Annotated in this window: 14 protein-coding genes; 13 read left to right on the top strand and 1 reads right to left on the bottom strand. The window is 71.3% G+C overall.

Annotated elements, in window-relative coordinates; genetic code table 11:
- Window position 1: 1 nt before the first annotated feature.
- Window positions 2-1,201, bottom strand: coding sequence for a penicillin-binding protein activator (locus BLW17_RS02395; RefSeq protein WP_036735642.1), 1,200 nt, complete (start codon window positions 1,199-1,201; stop codon window positions 2-4).
- A gap of 184 nt (window positions 1,202-1,385) precedes the next feature.
- Between BLW17_RS02395 and rsmI the strand changes: the two genes are divergently transcribed.
- From rsmI to BLW17_RS02325, 13 genes are all read left to right on the top strand, one after another.
- Entirely contained in the window at window positions 1,386-2,306 is a 921-nt protein-coding gene (gene rsmI, locus BLW17_RS02390) for a 16S rRNA (cytidine(1402)-2'-O)-methyltransferase (protein ID WP_052176562.1), read from the top strand.
- Window positions 2,306-2,728, top strand: coding sequence for a YraN family protein (locus BLW17_RS02385; protein ID WP_244507307.1), 423 nt, complete (start codon window positions 2,306-2,308; stop codon window positions 2,726-2,728). The genes rsmI and BLW17_RS02385 overlap by 1 nt, the downstream gene beginning before the upstream one ends.
- A gap of 68 nt (window positions 2,729-2,796) precedes the next feature.
- On the top strand, window positions 2,797-3,741 hold the full coding sequence (gene gshB, locus BLW17_RS02380; protein WP_036736848.1) for a glutathione synthase: 945 nt from the start codon (window positions 2,797-2,799) through the stop codon (window positions 3,739-3,741).
- 158 nt (window positions 3,742-3,899) lie between these two features.
- Window positions 3,900-5,414 carry a YifB family Mg chelatase-like AAA ATPase gene (locus BLW17_RS02375; protein ID WP_036736847.1) on the top strand — a complete coding sequence of 505 codons (1,515 nt, stop codon included), beginning with the start codon at window positions 3,900-3,902 and terminating at the stop codon, window positions 5,412-5,414.
- Between the two features lie 334 nt (window positions 5,415-5,748).
- Entirely contained in the window at window positions 5,749-7,329 is a 1,581-nt protein-coding gene (locus BLW17_RS18425) for a bifunctional phosphopantothenoylcysteine decarboxylase/phosphopantothenate synthase (RefSeq protein WP_036735838.1), read from the top strand.
- A complete protein-coding gene (locus tag BLW17_RS02360; RefSeq protein WP_036735840.1) occupies window positions 7,326-8,372 on the top strand; it encodes a cysteine desulfurase family protein in 1,047 nt (348 codons plus the stop codon). The genes BLW17_RS18425 and BLW17_RS02360 overlap by 4 nt, the downstream gene beginning before the upstream one ends.
- Before the next feature lie 17 nt (window positions 8,373-8,389).
- Window positions 8,390-9,919: a Fe-S cluster assembly protein SufB gene (sufB, locus tag BLW17_RS02355; protein ID WP_139305932.1), complete on the top strand. Its 1,530-nt coding sequence runs from the start codon at window positions 8,390-8,392 to the stop codon at window positions 9,917-9,919.
- Window positions 9,920-9,941: 22 nt separating this feature from the next.
- Window positions 9,942-10,703, top strand: coding sequence for a Fe-S cluster assembly ATPase SufC (sufC, locus tag BLW17_RS02350; RefSeq protein ID WP_036700075.1), 762 nt, complete (start codon window positions 9,942-9,944; stop codon window positions 10,701-10,703).
- Window positions 10,696-12,063, top strand: coding sequence for a SufB/SufD family protein (locus BLW17_RS02345; protein ID WP_052176577.1), 1,368 nt, complete (start codon window positions 10,696-10,698; stop codon window positions 12,061-12,063). Before sufC ends, BLW17_RS02345 begins: the two co-directional genes overlap by 8 nt.
- 7 nt (window positions 12,064-12,070) lie before the next feature.
- Complete coding sequence (locus BLW17_RS02340; RefSeq protein ID WP_052176578.1) at window positions 12,071-12,583, top strand: hypothetical protein; 513 nt, start codon at window positions 12,071-12,073, stop codon at window positions 12,581-12,583.
- On the top strand, window positions 12,580-13,158 hold the full coding sequence (locus tag BLW17_RS02335; RefSeq protein WP_036706425.1) for a YIP1 family protein: 579 nt from the start codon (window positions 12,580-12,582) through the stop codon (window positions 13,156-13,158). Before BLW17_RS02340 ends, BLW17_RS02335 begins: the two co-directional genes overlap by 4 nt.
- A complete protein-coding gene (locus BLW17_RS02330; protein WP_036735844.1) occupies window positions 13,155-14,366 on the top strand; it encodes a cysteine desulfurase in 1,212 nt (403 codons plus the stop codon). Before BLW17_RS02335 ends, BLW17_RS02330 begins: the two co-directional genes overlap by 4 nt.
- A gap of 64 nt (window positions 14,367-14,430) precedes the next feature.
- Window positions 14,431-15,276: a lysozyme family protein gene (locus BLW17_RS02325; protein WP_074826030.1), complete on the top strand. Its 846-nt coding sequence runs from the start codon at window positions 14,431-14,433 to the stop codon at window positions 15,274-15,276.
- The last annotated feature ends 815 nt before the right edge of the window (window positions 15,277-16,091 follow it).

Raw genomic sequence — 16,091 nt, 5'->3', positions numbered from 1 at the left:
TTCAGAACCCGAAACCGCCGAAGCTGGACCGCGCCGGGTCGATCACGACCAGCTTGCCCCCTTGTAGCGTGGCGACGGACAGCTGGCGCTGGTTCGACCCGTCGGGCCGCAGCCGGAACGGCCCCTGGATGCCCGCGAAGCCCGCCCCCCGGGTCAGGCCCGCTGTGGTGACGGCGTTGGCGCGCCCGGCACGGACGTTGGCGGCGATCGCCGAGACGCCGTCATAGGCAAGCGTGGCGAAGTCGTGGGGGTTCTCGCCGTAGGCGGCGCGGTAGCGGGCGTTGAACGCGGCCATGCGGCCGAGGTCCGGGACCGCGAACCAGCCGTTCTGCAGCTGCGGCAGGCCGGCGCGGCTTGCCGGGACGTCCCAGCGGGTCAGGCCCATGAGCTGGATCGAGCGCGAGGACACGCCGGCGCTGGCGAGCGCCGCGGTGATCTCGGGCAGGGCCTCGGCGTGATTGCCGGTCACGAACAGCGCCTGGGCCTGGTTCTGGGCCGCCGCGCGGGCGATGGTCGGGGCGATGGCGTCCATCTCGGCCCGGCTGAGGCCGTGGCCGGTCTTGCCGACCATCGTGCCGCGGTTGCGGGCGATGGCGCCCTCGATCGCGGCGCCGCCGAGCTGACCGGCGACGTCGTTCTCGTGGACGATCAGGAAGCGGCGCAGGCCTTGCTTGACGCCGTAGGAGACGAGCCGGTCGGCGGTGTTGCCGAAGGTGTTGCCGAGCACGAAGAGGTTGCCGCCGGCGATGTCGGCGTTGTTCGAGAAGGACAGCACGTTGACCCGGCCGCGGACGGCGTTGCCGACCGCGTTGGCCGATTCGCCATGCAGCGGGCCGACGATGACCTTGGCGCCCTCGGCCACGGCCTTGTTGGCCATGGCGACGGCCTGGCCCGCGTCGTCGCCCAATTCGTAGACCCGCAGGTCGATCCGCGCGCCCTGCGCGTCGGCCACTGCCATCCGCGCGGCGTTGGCCATCGAGCGGGACATGTAGTCGTAGTTCGGATCGCCCGAGCCGCCGGGCACGAGCAGCGCCACCTGGACCGGCTGGGACGGATCGATCATCGGGCCGGTCTGCGCGCCGGTTGCGGTGGGTTCGGTGGGCGCGCAGGCGGCGAGCGCCGCCGCCGAGACGAGGGCCGCGACCCGCAGCAGGGGGCGGCGCCAGAGCGCAGCCGGGCGGGCCGTGAGAGTGGCGGACATGCGGGTGATTCCCTCTTTCTGGGGTGCCGGATGCGGGGCAGGGTAGTCTTGTTCCGTGCCGCGTGGCAACCTGACCGACCCGGCAGGTCAGGGGCGCACCGGCCGGTGCGCGCGGGGCCCCGAGGGCGCGCCGGGGCGGCGCGACACGGCCCCGCGGACGGGGCGCTCGCAGCGGAGGTTTAACATGGCGGGATCAGACGACGACGGCAGCGGCGGCGCCGCACACGCGGCCCCGCAGCCGGTACCGGCGGGCGTGCTGGCCGCACGGCTCGAGCCGGGGCTGCACCTCGTCGCGACCCCGATCGGCACGGCGCGCGACATCACCCTGCGGGCGCTCGACGTGCTCAACGCCGCCGATCTTCTGGCGGCCGAGGACACCCGCACCCTCCGCCACCTGCTCGCCATCCACGGCATCCCGCTGCGCGGGCGCCGCATCGTGGCCCACCACGATCACAACGCCGCCCGCTCGACCCCGGCAATCCTCTCCGCCATCGGCCGCGGCGAGGCGGTCGCCTATGCCTCGGACGCGGGAACGCCGCTGGTGGCCGACCCCGGCTTCACCCTGGCGCGCGAGGTCACCGCCGCCGGCGGCCGCGTCCACGCCGTGCCCGGCGCCTCGGCGCTGCTCGCGGCCCTGAGCGTCGCGGGTCAGCCCACCGACCGGTTCCTCTTCGCGGGCTTCGCCCCCTCGGCGCAGGGCGCCCGCCGCCGGTGGCTCGCCGAGGTCGCCGGGGTCGGCACGACGGCGGTAATCTTCGAGAGTCCGAGGCGCGTTAAGGAAATGTTGGAAGAGTTGTGCGAACTTGACCCGAATCGCGCTATCTGTGTGTGCAGGGAACTGACGAAGAAGTTCGAGGAAGTCCGGCAAGGCACGGTCGCCGAAATCGCGGCGGGCATCCCCGACGAGGGGCTTCGCGGCGAGGTCGTGGTGGTGCTGGGTCCACGCCCGGCGGAACTGGCGGACGATGATGGTGTCCGGGCCGCCCTCGCCGGGCGGCTGGCGACGATGACGGTGCGCGACGCCGCCGCGGCCGTGGCGGCCGAGACGGGCCGGGCGCGCAAGGATGTGTATCGCATGGCTCTGGCCATGCAGGAGGGTGAGTGATGCAGACCGCAATGCCCTGGGTCACCCAGACCCGCCCCCGAACCGCCCCCGCCGGGGTGCGCGCCGCCCGGGGACTGGCTGCCCACGCCAGCGGCCATTCGGCCGAAGCCCGCGTGGCCGATCACTACCGGGACCGCGGGGCCGAGGTTCTCGAGCGGTGCTGGCGCAGCCCAGCCGGCGAGGTGGACCTGATCGTCCGCGACGGCGAGGCCGTGGTTTTCGTCGAGGTGAAAAAGGCCGATACCCATGACGCGGCCGCCGCCCGGCTGTCGCGTCGGCAGATGGACCGCATCTGCACGGCAGCGCTCATCTATGCCGACAAGCTTCCGGGTGGCGCGCTGACCGACATCCGCTTCGACGCCGCGCTGGTGGACGCGACCGGCCGGGTCGAGGTCATCGAGAACGCGTTCGGCCTGAACTGACCGCGCCTTGCATCGCCGAGCCGGTCGCGCGACAACCGGCACCGATTGATGGTGAGCGGAGAGCCGGGATGAGCCTCAAGGTCGCGTTGCAGATGGACCCGATCGAGGCGGTCTCGATCGACGGGGATTCGACCTTTCGACTGGGGCTCGAGGCCCAGACCCGGGGCCACAGCCTGTTCCAGTACACGGCCGATCGGCTGATCTTCGACGAGGGGCGGCTGCTCGCGCACGGGCGCGACGTCACCTTGCGCCGCGAGGCGGGAAACCACGTCGATTTCGGTGAGTGGCAGACCGTCGACCTGTCCGGATTCGATGTCGTCTGGCTGCGGCAGGACCCCCCGTTCGACATGGCCTACGTCACCTCGACCCACCTGCTCGACCGCATCCATCCGGCCACGCTGGTCGTGAACGACCCGTTCTGGGTGCGGAATTCGCCCGAGAAACTGATGGTTCTCGATTTCCCCGACCTCACCCCGCCGACCATGATCGCCCGCGACGTGCGGGCCATCCGCGGCTTCCGCCAGCGTCACGGCGAAATCATCCTCAAGCCGCTCTATGGCAATGGCGGCGCGGGCGTCTTTCACTTGCCGCAGGCCGACGCCAATCTGTCGGCGTTGCTCGAGTTATTCGGCGGCATGAACCGCGAGCCGGTGATCGTGCAGAAATACCTGCCCGCCGTGGTCAAGGGCGACAAGCGCATCATCCTCGTGGACGGTGAACCCGTGGGCGCGATCAACCGCGTCCCGGCGCAGGGCGAGGCCCGGTCCAACATGCACGTTGGCGGACGGCCCGAGAAGGTCGGCCTGACCGATCGTGAGCGCGAGATCTGTGCCCGCATCGGGCCGGTCCTGCGCGAGAAGGGGCAGATCTTCGTCGGGATCGACGTGATCGACGGTTGGCTGACCGAGATCAACGTGACCTCGCCGACCGGCATCCAGGAGCTCGAGCGGTTCGATGGGGTCAACGCTGCCGCGCTGATCTGGGAGGCGATCGAGCGCCGGCGGGCGGCGTAAGGTCGCTGACGGAAGCGTTCGCGGCGATGTATCTGGCTACACCCTTAAAAGTATGCGTCGGGAACGCGCCAGCACACAGCATTCCCCTTCGCGCGGTCGCTGTTAACTCTTTCTCAACCGCTCGCAGCTAACGTCCCCTCGAAACGAGGGAGCACCGGATGGTCGCAATCGCCTACAGCGTCGCCTTTGACGGGATCGAGGCGCGGCTGGTCGAGGTTCAGGCGGCGGTGTCGCCCGGGCTGCCGTCCTTCACCGTCGTAGGCCTGCCCGACAAGGCGGTGAGCGAGGCGCGCGAGCGGGTCCGGGCGGCGTTCGCCGCGATGGCCATTGCCATGCCGTCGAAGCGGGTCACGGTGAACCTCTCGCCCGCCGACCTGCCGAAGGAGGGCTCGCATTTCGACCTTCCCATCGCGCTCGCCATCCTCGCCGCGCTCGATCTCGTGCCCGCCGACGAGCTGGCGACGGTGGTTTCGCTCGGCGAACTGGCGCTTGACGGGCGGCTGGTGCCGGTGGCCGGGGCGCTGCCGGCCGCGGTGGCGGCGGCCGACGAGCAGCGCACGCTGATCTGCCCTCCCGCCTGCGGGGCCGAGGCGGCATGGGTCGGGGCGGTGCCCGTCGTGGCGCCGCAGGGCCTGCGGCAGGTGGTCGACCACCTGACCGGCCGCGCGCCGGTGGCGCAGGCGCGGGCCGGGGATGTGCGGCCCCCCGCGCCGGGACCCGACATGGCCGACGTCCGCGGGCAGGAGCGCGCCAAGCGCGCCATCGAGATCGCCGCGGCGGGCCGCCATCACCTGCTGATGGTGGGGCCGCCGGGGTCGGGCAAGTCGATGCTCGCCGCCCGCCTGCCGGGGTTGATGCCCGAGCTGACGCCGGCCGAGGCGCTCGAGACGTCGATGATCCAGTCGCTCGCGGGGATGCTGAGCGAGGGCGCGATCTCACGGGCGGCGCCCTATCGCGACCCGCATCACACCGCCTCGATGGCGGCCATGGTCGGGGGCGGGCGGGGGGCGCGGCCGGGAGAGATCAGTCTTGCCCACAATGGCGTGCTGTTCATGGACGAACTGCCCGAGTTCCCGCGCCAGGTGCTCGAAACGCTGCGCCAGCCGCTCGAGATCGGTGAGGTGGTGGTGGCGCGGGCCAACGCACACGTGCGCTATCCCTGCCGCTTCCTGCTGGTGGCGGCGGCGAACCCGTGCCGCTGCGGGCATCTCGCCGATGCCGCGCGCGCCTGTGCCCGCGCGCCGCAGTGCGGGGCGGATTATCTCGGCAAGCTGTCGGGGCCGCTGATGGACCGCTTCGACCTGAGGATCGAGGTGCCGCCGGTGGCGATCGGCGATCTCGAGCAGCCCGCGGCGGGCGAGGCCAGCGCCGGGATCGCCGCCCGGATCGCCGCGGCGCGGGCGGTGCAGGCCGACCGCTTTGCCGCGCACCCGACGCTGCGGGTGAACGCGGATGCCTCGGGCGGGGTGCTCGAGGAGATCGCGGCCCCGGATGCCGAGGGCCGCAGCCTGATCCTGCGCGCGGCCGAGCGGCTGGGGTTGAGCGCGCGCGGGTATCACCGGGTGCTGCGGACGGCCCGGACCATCGCCGACCTCGACGGCAGCGAACGGGTGCGCGCGCCTCATCTGGCCGAGGCGATCAGCTACCGGTTGCCGTTTGCCGCGGCGGCGTGAAGGAGGGGGGAACAACGAGAAGCTGACGAAACATTTTTGCGGGCGAGGCGGATTTCCGCTTGCACGTTGGCTCGGAAAGCCACCCCCTCGCTGGCCGCTGGCCGCTGGCCGCTGGCCGCTGGCCGCTGGCCGCTGGCCGCTGGCCGCTGGCCGCTGGCCGCTGGCCGCTGGCCGCTGGCCGCTGGCCGCTGGCCGCTGGCCGCTGGCCGCTGGCCGCTAGGTTCCCGCGCCGCCCCGCCCATTCCTTGCCCCGCCGCCACGGGTCGCCTAGGACTGGCGTGACCGGCGCCCGTCGAGGCGCCGAAGGGCGCATGGGCGAGAGGCGGAGGCTGGGATGCAGGGGCGGCGGGTTCTGCTGATCGTCGGGGGCGGGATCGCGGCCTACAAGACGCCCGAGCTGATCCGGCTGCTCTCCGGGGCGGGCGTCAGGATCACCACCGTCCTGACCGAGGGGGGCGCGCAGTTCGTCACCCCGCTGACCCTCGCCTCGCTGTCGGGCGAGGCGTGCCACACCGCGCTCTGGGACCTCACGCGCGAGGCCGAGATGGGGCATATCCAGCTGTCACGCGCGGCCGATCTGGTCGTGGTTGCGCCGGCGACGGCGGACCTCATGGCGAAGATGGCGGCGGGGCTGGCGGGCGACCTCGCCTCGACCCTGCTCATGGCGACCGACAAGCCGGTGCTGATCGCCCCGGCGATGAATGTGCGGATGTGGGAGCATCCGGCCACGCGCCGCAATCTGGAGACCCTGCGCGGCGACGGGATCCTGACGGTCGGACCCGATGTCGGGGCGATGGCCTGCGGCGAGTGGGGCGAGGGGCGGATGGCCGAGCCTGCGGCAATCGTCGCGGCGATCCGCGAGGCCTTGGGTGGCGGTGCGGCTGGCCCAGGTTCGGGTGGCGGCTTGGCCGAAGAGACGGGCCGCGGGGCAGAGGCGCCGCTGCGGCTGACCGACGCCATCCTGCGGCTCACGCCGGATTCTGCCGTCCGCGCGGCGGCGGGGGCAACTGGGCGTGGCGAGACGGTGGCGCCGCTCGCGGGGATGGGCGAGGATGCGCCGCTTGATGCCGGCGGGACCAATGTGGAGCCGAGCAACACGACTGATGGATCGGGTCTTGCCGCAGAGGACCATACGGCGACAGGCGCCGCTGGCCCGGTGCAGGCCCAACCGGAATCCGCCGGTCCGACCAGCGCAAACCGCCCCAACCCCGGCGCCGCGTGTCCCACCGCGCCCGGTCCGCTCGCAGGTCGCCACGTCATCGTCACCTCTGGCCCGACGCATGAGCCGATCGACCCGGTGCGCTACATTGCCAACCGCTCGTCGGGCGCGCAGGGGACCGCGATCGCCGCGGCGCTGCGCGATCTGGGCGCGCGGGTCAGCTTCGTCACCGGCCCGGCCGAAGTGCCGCCGCCCGCGGGCGTCGAGGTGATCGCGGTCGAGACGGCGCGCGAGATGCGCGACGCGGTGGAAGGCGCGCTGCCGGCCGACGCCGCGGTCATGGCCGCCGCGGTGGCCGACTGGCGCGTGGTGAACGCCGCCGACCGCAAGCTGAAGAAGGACGGCTCGGGTCGGCCCCCGGCGCTCGAGATGGCGGAAAACCCGGACATCCTCGCCTGGATCAGCCGCTCGGACCGGCGCCCCGCGCTGGTGGTGGGGTTTGCGGCCGAGACCGACGATGTGGTGGCCAACGCCACCGCCAAGCGGGCGCGGAAGGGCTGCGACTGGATCGTCGCCAACGACGTCCGCCCCGTCACCGGGATCATGGGCGGCGCCGAGAACGCCGTGGTGCTCGTCACCGCGGACGGCGCCGAGCCGTGGCCGCGGCTGCCCAAGACCGAGGTCGCGCGCCGCCTCGCCGGGCGCATCGCCGCGGCGCTGGGCGAGGGGGCGGCCGCGCCGGACGAGGCGCCGTGAGCCGCGTCTATCTCGACTGGAACGCCACCGCGCCCCTGCGGCCCGAGGCGCGGGCGGCGATGGCTGAGGCGCTGGACGTGACCGGCAACCCCTCGAGCGTCCATGCCGAGGGGAGGGCGGCCAAGATGCTGCTCGAGCGGTCGCGCGAGACGCTGGCCGAGGCGCTCGGCGCGGCGCAGGCCGACATCGTCTTTACCTCGTGCGCGACCGAGGCGGCGGCGCTGGCGCTCGAGGGGCAGGGGCTCACCTGCGCCGGGATCGAGCATGACGCGGTCCGCGCCTGGTGCGCCGAGACGCTGCTGGTCGAGGCGAGCGGGCGGGTGACGGTCGCGGACCCGGCGGGCGCCGCGCTGCAGCTCGCCAACAGCGAGACCGGGGTGATCCAGGACCTGCCGCATGGGCTCGCGGTCAGCGACCTGACCCAGGCGTTCGGCAAGATCCCCTTTGCCTTCGACTGGCTCGGCGTCGAGGCGGGGTTCGTCAGCGCCCACAAGCTCGGCGGCCCGCGCGGCGTGGGCGCGCTGATCCTGCGCGCGGGCGCCGACCGTCCGGCCCGGCTGCGCGGCGGCGGGCAAGAGAGCGGGCGCCGCGCCGGCACCGAAAACCTTGCCGGAATCGCCGGTTTCGCGGCCGCGGCGGTGGCGGCGCAGCGCGACCTCGCGGCGGGAATGGCGGAAAAACTGGCCGAAATGCGCGACCGGCTGGCGATGAGGCTGGAAGATCATGACGGAAACACTATGTTGCCGGGACGCGATTCCCCCCGGCTGCCGCAGACGCTGTCGATCCTGACGCCCGGCTGGCGCGGAGAGACGCAGGTGATGCAGATGGACCTCGCCGGTTTCGCCGTCTCGGCGGGGTCGGCCTGCTCGTCGGGCAAGGTCCGATCCAGCGGGGTGTTGCGGGCGATGGGCGTGCCTGAGGCGGATGCCGGGTGCGCGCTCAGGGTGTCGTTCGGGGCGACGACGACGCCAGAGGAATTGGACCGCTTTGCCGCCGCGTGGCTTTCCGCCCGCGCCCGCTGGCAGAGCAAGCAGGGAAGGTGAGGCCGATGGCTGAAACCATGATGGCGGAGACGGGCCCGCAGGAACTGGACGTCCGCGAGGGCGTGGACCGCGAGACGGTCGAGACCGTGGCCAGCATGGGGTCCTACAAATACGGCTGGGACACCGACATCGAGATGGAATACGCCCCCAAGGGGCTGAGCGAGGACATCGTCCGGCTGATCTCGCAGCGCAACGATGAACCCGAGTGGATGACCGAGTGGCGGCTGGCCGCGTTCCGCCGCTGGCAGGGGATGGAGGAGCCGCGCTGGGCGATGCTCAACTATCCCGAGATCGACTATCAGGACCAGTATTACTACGCCCGCCCGAAGAGCATGGCGGTCAAGCCGAAGTCGCTGGACGAGGTCGATCCGAAGCTGCTCGCCACCTATGAAAAGCTGGGGATTCCGCTCAAGGAGCAGGCGATCCTCGCCGGGATCGAGGGTGCCGAGGGCGCCCCGGCCGAGGCGCGGCGGGTGGCGGTCGACGCGGTCTTCGACAGCGTCTCGGTGGGCACGACCTTCAAGGACGAGCTGGCCAAGGCGGGGGTGATCTTCTGCTCGATCTCCGAGGCGATCCGCAACCACCCCGAGCTGGTGCGCAAGTACCTTGGCTCGGTCGTGCCGCAGTCCGACAATTTCTTCGCCACGCTGAACAGCGCGGTCTTTTCGGACGGCTCGTTCGTCTACATCCCGCCGGGCGTCCGCTGCCCGATGGAGCTGTCGACCTATTTCCGCATCAATGCCGAGAACACCGGCCAGTTCGAGCGCACCCTGATCATCGCCGACAAGGGCAGCCACGTCAGCTACCTTGAAGGCTGCACGGCGCCCAAGCGCGACACCGCCCAACTGCACGCCGCGGTGGTCGAGATCGTGGTGCTCGAGGATGCCGAGGTGAAGTACTCGACCGTCCAGAACTGGTTTCCGGGCGACGAAGAGGGCAAGGGCGGCATCTACAACTTCGTCACCAAGCGGGCCGACTGCCGCGAGGCGCGCGCCAAGGTCATGTGGACCCAGGTCGAGACCGGCAGCGCGATCACCTGGAAATACCCCTCGTGCATCCTGCGCGGCGAGGCGAGCCAGGGCGAGTTCTACTCGATCGCCATCGCCAACAATGCCCAGCAGGCCGACACCGGGACCAAGATGATCCATCTTGGCAAGAACACCCGCTCGCGCATTGTTTCTAAAGGGATTTCCGCGGGACGGGCGCAGAACACCTATCGCGGGCTCGTGTCGATGCACCCGCGGGCGACGAACAGCCGCAACTATACCCAATGCGACAGCCTGCTGATCGGCGACCAGTGCGGGGCGCACACCGTGCCCTACATCGAGGTCAAGAACACCTCGAGCCGGGTCGAGCACGAGGCCACCACCTCGAAGGTCGATGACGACCAGCTCTTCTACTGCCGCGCCCGCGGCGTGGGCGAGGAAGAGGCGGTGGCGCTGGTCGTCAACGGCTTCTGCCGCGAGGTGCTGCAGGCGCTGCCGATGGAATTCGCCATGGAGGCCCAGAGCCTCGTGGCCATCTCACTGGAAGGAAGCGTCGGCTGAGCCGGCGCCCGAGGGGTCAGGAATGCTGAACATCACCAATCTCCACGCCGAGCTCGAGGACGGCTCGCGGCAGATCCTCAAGGGGGTCGACCTGACCGTCCCGGCGGGCGAGGTCCACGCGATCATGGGGCCGAACGGGTCGGGCAAGTCGACGCTCTCCTATGTGCTGTCGGGCCGCGACGGCTATGAGGTCACGCAGGGGACCGCGACGCTCGAGGGCGCCGACCTGCTGGAGATGGAGCCCGAGGAACGCGCCGCGGCGGGGCTGTTCCTGGCGTTCCAGTATCCGGTCGAGATCCCGGGCGTGGGCAACATGACCTTCCTGCGGACGGCGGTGAACGCGCAGCGCAAGGCGCGGGGCGAGGCCGAGCTGACCGCCGGCGAGTTCCTCAAGGTGGTGCGCGAGAAGGCCAAGGGCCTCGACATCGACGCCGAGATGCTGAAGCGCCCGGTCAACGTGGGCTTCTCGGGCGGCGAGAAGAAGCGCAACGAGATCCTGCAGATGGCGATGCTCGAGCCGCGGATGTGCATCCTGGACGAGACCGACTCGGGCCTCGACGTGGACGCGATGCGGCTGGTGGCGGAAGGGGTGAACGCGCTGCGCTCGCCCGAGCGGGCGTTCCTCGTCATCACCCACTACCAGCGCCTGCTGGACCATATCCGCCCGGACGTGGTGCACATCATGCACGACGGCCGGATCGTGAAGACCGGCGGGCCCGAGCTGGCGCTCGAGGTCGAGCAGAACGGCTATGCCGACATCCTGAGCGAGGCCGTCGATGGCTGACGCCGCGACCCTCACCCAGCAGACCCCGACCGTCGAGGGCGGCACGCCCGCGCCGCGCGACGCGCTGGCCGCGCGGCTCGACGGGCTGACCGTGGGGATCGCGCGCGACGGCACGCTGGCCCCCGCGCGGTCCGAGGCGGCCGCGCGCCTGCGGGCCATGGGCCTGCCGCGTCCGCGCGATGAATACTGGCGCTACACCGACCCCGCGCCGTTCAACGCCGAGGCGCCGCGGCCGGTGGCCGTGGACCCGGCGCTCGGCGATCCGCCGCTCTTTGCCGACATCGACCGGCTGCGCCTGGTGTTCGTGGACGGGGCCTTCGACGCCGCGGCCTCGGACCCGCTGGAGGCCGAAGGGATCGAGATCGCCCCGCTCAGCCGCGCCGACGCCGAGCCGGGCCACTGGGTCGGGGCCGCCTACGGCGTGCTCGAGGCCGCCGGGCAGGTGCCGGTGCGCCGCCCCTTCGCGGCGCTGAACACCGCCGCCGCCCGGGACGGGGCGGTGATCCGGGTGACCGGCTCGGTCGCGCGGCCGGTCCAGATCCTCTACCGCCGCAGCGACGACGCGGCCGACGTGCTCTGCCACCACGTCCTGCGGCTCGAGCCCGGGGCGGCGCTCACGCTGCTCGAGAACGGCATCGTGGGCGCCCGCGGCAACGTGGTGATCGAGGCCGATCTCGGCGCCGGCGCACGGCTGAACCATGTCGCCGCGCATCGGGCCGGGCAGCCGCGGGTCTCGGTCTCGCATCTCTTCGCCCGGCTGGCCGAGGGCGCCGCGCTGAAGAGCTTTGCGCTGTCGGTGGACGGCGCGCATATGCGTCAGGAAAGCTGGATCGACATCGCGGGCGACGACGCGCTCGCCCATGTCGCGGCGGCGGTGCTGGGCGACGGCGACGGCTTCCACCAGGACGACACGGTGTTCGTCACCCACGGCGGCCTGCGCGGTGAAAGCCGGCAGGTGTTCAAGAAGGTGCTGAAGAACGGCGCCACCGGGGTGTTCCAGGGCAAGATCCTCGTCAAGCCCGGGGCGCAGAAGACCGACGGCTACCAGATCAGCCAGGCGCTGCTGCTGGACGAGGCGAGCCAGTTCCTGGCCAAGCCCGAGCTGGAAATCTACGCCGACGACGTGAAGTGCAGCCACGGCTCGACCACCGGGGCGCTGGACGAGACCGCCCTCTTCTACCTGCGTTCGCGCGGGGTGCCGCGTGAGCGGGCGATCGTGCTGCTGGTGCTGTCCTTCCTCGCCGACGCGTTGGACGAGGTCGAGGACGAGGCGCTGCGGACCCAGATCGGCGAACGGCTCGAGGACTGGCTGACCGCGCGGGCCACGGCGCTGCCGGGACCGGGCGGGGCGGGGGCCTGAGCACGCCATGACACGCCGTCCGCCGCGCGGCATGGGCCTGATCCCGCGTATCCTCTCGACCTGGCGGGCGCCGGGCCGGGCGGTCCGGGGGATGGCCGCGATGCCTGAGCCGGCGATGCTGGCGCTGCTGTTCGGCACGATGGCCGTCTATTTCGTCGCCCAGTGGCCCGGCCATGCGCGCGCCGCAATGCTCGACCCCTCGGTGCCGTTGCAGGCGCATCTGGGCGGGGCACTGCTGGCGACGCTGTTCCTGATGCCGCTGATCGTGATGGCCGTGGGAACCCTGTCAGGCGCGCTGATCCGCGCGGCCGGGGGGCGGATCGAGGGGCGGCTCGCGCGGCTGGCGCTGACCTGGGCGCTGGCGGCGACCGCGCCGGTGATGCTGCTGGGCGGGCTGGTGGCCGGGCTGGTCGGGCCGGGGCCGGGGCTCACGCTGGTTCACGCCGTGGCCGGCGCCGCCTTCCTGCTGTTCTGGATCGCCGGGCTGCGCGCCCTGACCCTGCAAAGAGAGCCGGCATGATCCCGCTGATCAAACTGACCTTGCGCAACCCGCTGATCGCCTGGCAACAGCTGCGCCGCCTGCCGCTGACGACCGGCGACGCCTGGTCGCTGGTGCTCGCCACCGCGGCGCTCTCGGCGGTGCTGAGCTGGCTCGGCGCGCAGCTGCTGCCCGGCTCGGCCGAGGGGGCTGGCGTTCTGGCCGCGCTCGCCCGCGAGCCGATGGCGATGGCCGGCGTGCAGGTCGCCTCGGCGACGCTGGCCGCGTTCCTGCTGGCCGAGGTCGGGCGCATCTTCGGCGGCACCGGCAAGTTCGGCGACGCGCTGCTGGCGATCGGCTGGGTCGAAGCGGTGCTGATCACGCTGCAGGCGCTGCAGCTGGTGCTGACCGTGGTGCTGCCGCCGCTCGGCGCGCTCGTCGGCCTCGCCACGCTGCTGATCGCGGCCTATCTGATCGTTGCGATGACGATGGCGGTGCACGGCTTCCGCAACCCGTTCTTCGTGGTGCTGGGGATCTTCGGGACCGTGATGCTCACCAGCCTGCTGATGTCGATGCTCGCCGCGACGCTCGGCCTGATCCCGGGGGTGCCCACATGAGCCTCGACCTCGACGCCATCCGCGCCGATTTCCCGATCCTCTCGACGCAGGTGAACGGGCGGCCGCTGGTCTATCTCGACAACGGCGCGAGCGCGCAGAAGCCGCAGGTCGTGATCGACGCGATCAGCCGCGCCTATGCGGGTGAATACGCCAACGTCCACCGCGGGCTGCATCACCTGTCGAACCTCGCCACCGAGAATTACGAGCGGGTGCGCGGGATCATCGCCCGCTTCCTCGGCGCGCCGCACGAGGACGAGGTGATCTTCACCTCGGGCTCGACCGAGGCGATCAACCTCGTCAGCTACGCCTGGGCCGCGCCGCGGCTGCAGCCGGGGGACGAGATCCTGCTCTCGGTGCTCGAGCATCACGCCAACATCGTGCCGTGGCATTTCCTGCGCGAGCGGCAGGGCGTCGTGCTGCGCTGGGTCGAACCCGAGCCGGACGGCAGCCTGCCCGCCGACAAGGTGCTGGCCGCCGTCGGCCCGCGCACCCGGCTGATCGCCGTCACCCATATGTCGAACGTCACCGGCACCATCGTGGACGTGGGCGCGATCGCGCGGGGGACCGACGTGCCGGTGCTCGTCGACGGCAGCCAGGCGGCGGTGCACATGCCGGTCGACGTGGCCGCGCTCGGCTGCGACTTCTACTGCATCACCGGCCACAAGCTCTACGGCCCCTCGGGCTCGGGCGCGATCTGGATCCGCCGCGAGCGGCAGGCCGAGATGCGCCCCTTCCTCGGCGGCGGCGACATGATCCGCGAGGTCACGCGCGAGGCGGTCAGCTACGCCGACCCCCCGCTGCGGTTCGAGGCGGGGACCCCGGGGATCGTGAACCAGATCGGCCTCGGCGTCGCGCTCGAGTATCTCATGGGGCTCGGGATGGCGCGGATCGCCGCGCACGAGGCCGAGATCGGGGCTTATGCGCGCGAGCGGCTCGGGGCGCTCAACTGGTTGTCAGTGCAGGGAAATGCGGCTCAGAAGGGCGCGATCTTCTCGATGACGATGGAGGGCGCGCACGCCCACGACATCGCCACGATCCTCGACAAGCGCGGGATCGCGGTGCGGGCGGGGACGCATTGCGCGATGCCGCTGATGCAGTTCTACGGCATCCCCGCCTCGGCGCGGGCGAGCTTTGCGCTCTACAACACCCGCGCCGAGGTCGACGCGCTGGTCGAGGGGCTGAGCTTCTGCCGCGAGCTTTTCGGCTGACGTCAACCTCGTCTTAAGCCTTCGGTGCTAGGCCTCTCGTAACGGGCGTGACGCAGGGGGCAGCATGGCGCGGGTGATGGTGATCCTGATGCTGGTGCTGGCGCCGTGGGCGGCGCGGGCGGCGGTCGATCCGGCCGACCAGCCGGCGGCCGTCTGCGAATGGGCGGCACTGACCGCGGCCGCCGAGGTCGGGGTGCCCCCGGACATCCTGGCCACCCTGACCCTGACCGAGACCGGCCGCCGCCGCGCCGGCATCGTCCGCCCCTGGGCGTGGAGCGTCAATGCCGAGGGCGCCGGCAGCTGGTTCGACGACCCGGCCGAGGCGCTGGCCTTCGCCCAGGACCGCATCGACCAGGGCCGCCTGAACCTCGACATCGGGTGTTTCCAGCTCAACTACCGCTGGCACGGCGAGAACTTCCCCTCGGTGGTCGAGATGTTCGACCCGCTCGAGAACGCCCGCTATGCCGCGCGCTTCGTGCGCGACCTCTACGCCGAGACGGGCGACTGGCGCCGCGCGGCGGGTGCGTTCCACTCGCGCACGGCGGTGAACGCCACGAAGTATCTCGCGCGGTTCGACGAGCTGCGGGCGGCGTTCCTGCAGCGCGGGTTCGACGGCATGGTGGGGACGGCCGAGACCTACAACCGCTTTGCCCTCGCCGGTCCCGTGGACCCCGGCAAGGTCGCCCGCGCCCGCGAGCGCCTGACGCTGCTCGGCGCCCCGCTCGGTGCGCCGCGGACCGGGACACCGGGGTCGCTGGCGGTGGTGGCGGCCAGCCGCGGGGCGCTGATCGGGGCGACGCGCGGGGCGCTGTTCGCTGCCCGGAACCGCGCGGCGCGGGTCGAGGAGGGGGCGCCGGTCCCGGGGCTGGTCGAGACGCCGCCAGGTGAGGGGGAGGGGGATGCGCTTTAGGGGGCGTTGGGTGCGGCCCCCGACAACGGGTTTGTGCGGGCGGTTAGTGAGCGAGGCAAGTGGCTCTAGTTGTTTAACTTTTTGATGAGGTGGTCGCGGCGGTCATGGACGAGGCTCGCTTCAAGAGCGGTCGTGAGAATAAGGAATGCTGGCTTAGGTTCCTCCGAAATCGAGGGACTCAAACCCATGCCACAAAACATTGTGGCTAACCAACGACCCGCTACGGCCGCCGGTTTTCCGTGCAGCAGCTGGATCAGGATTTGCCGTGTCAGTCAGGGCGGTTATGCTCGCGTGCTCAAGCACAAATCCCGCAATTGCGAACCGGCGGACGGCGATCTCTACTGGCGCCGGAGTTGGTTCGGTGGTTGACCCGGTTTTAAAGGCCGACCCTCGCGGCCTGACGATCCTATACCACTCCGGGGTCGTCCTACCACGCAACCTAGCAGGTACAGCTTGGCAGCCGGTGTGGTGCCAACCCCTGACCCGCCACCTGCAGAGCGCGGCTTGCCATCTCCCGACCTCGCTCTAAAGGGGCAGGAGACTTTCGACACGTTGAGTGCAACGTGTTCTTGGTCCTGCCAAGTATCTTGGCCGGTATATCCAAGCCGCGTTCTCAAGCCGGGTCACTGGGCTCAGCCAGCCCACGCAGCGTCGCGATCGGATTCGCATGCGCAGACAACGCGCAATTGTCGCGGCCCGGCGGTTTTTGTCGGTTCGCTTCGCCGTGATGGCAGGACGTGTCTGCTCAAAGGAAACAACCTTCATGGGACGACCGCTATCGAGTCGCTTCGGCCGACACGCTCCCCGATCAGCCG

Source organism: Paracoccus sanguinis, assembly GCF_900106665.1.
Classification (GTDB): domain Bacteria; phylum Pseudomonadota; class Alphaproteobacteria; order Rhodobacterales; family Rhodobacteraceae; genus Paracoccus; species Paracoccus panacisoli.
The sequence above is the reverse complement of the archived record's forward strand: the minus strand, read 5'-3'. Positions and strand labels throughout refer to the sequence as shown.

What these genes read in the sequence shown, in the direction of transcription:
- gshB (WP_036736848.1), top strand. Translation starts at nt 2,797, where the DNA reads ATGAGCCTCAAGGTCGCGTTGCAGATGGACCCGATCGAGGCGGTCTCG.
- sufC (WP_036700075.1), top strand. Translation starts at nt 9,942, where the DNA reads ATGCTGAACATCACCAATCTCCACGCCGAGCTCGAGGACGGCTCGCGG.
- BLW17_RS02385 (WP_244507307.1), top strand. Translation starts at nt 2,306, where the DNA reads ATGCAGACCGCAATGCCCTGGGTCACCCAGACCCGCCCCCGAACCGCC.
- BLW17_RS02340 (WP_052176578.1), top strand. Translation starts at nt 12,071, where the DNA reads ATGACACGCCGTCCGCCGCGCGGCATGGGCCTGATCCCGCGTATCCTC.
- sufB (WP_139305932.1), top strand. Translation starts at nt 8,390, where the DNA reads ATGATGGCGGAGACGGGCCCGCAGGAACTGGACGTCCGCGAGGGCGTG.
- rsmI (WP_052176562.1), top strand. Translation starts at nt 1,386, where the DNA reads ATGGCGGGATCAGACGACGACGGCAGCGGCGGCGCCGCACACGCGGCC.
- BLW17_RS02335 (WP_036706425.1), top strand. Translation starts at nt 12,580, where the DNA reads ATGATCCCGCTGATCAAACTGACCTTGCGCAACCCGCTGATCGCCTGG.
- BLW17_RS02375 (WP_036736847.1), top strand. Translation starts at nt 3,900, where the DNA reads ATGGTCGCAATCGCCTACAGCGTCGCCTTTGACGGGATCGAGGCGCGG.
- BLW17_RS02395 (WP_036735642.1), bottom strand. Translation starts at nt 1,201, where the DNA reads ATGTCCGCCACTCTCACGGCCCGCCCGGCTGCGCTCTGGCGCCGCCCC.
- BLW17_RS02345 (WP_052176577.1), top strand. Translation starts at nt 10,696, where the DNA reads ATGGCTGACGCCGCGACCCTCACCCAGCAGACCCCGACCGTCGAGGGC.
- BLW17_RS02330 (WP_036735844.1), top strand. Translation starts at nt 13,155, where the DNA reads ATGAGCCTCGACCTCGACGCCATCCGCGCCGATTTCCCGATCCTCTCG.
- BLW17_RS18425 (WP_036735838.1), top strand. Translation starts at nt 5,749, where the DNA reads ATGCAGGGGCGGCGGGTTCTGCTGATCGTCGGGGGCGGGATCGCGGCC.
- BLW17_RS02325 (WP_074826030.1), top strand. Translation starts at nt 14,431, where the DNA reads ATGGCGCGGGTGATGGTGATCCTGATGCTGGTGCTGGCGCCGTGGGCG.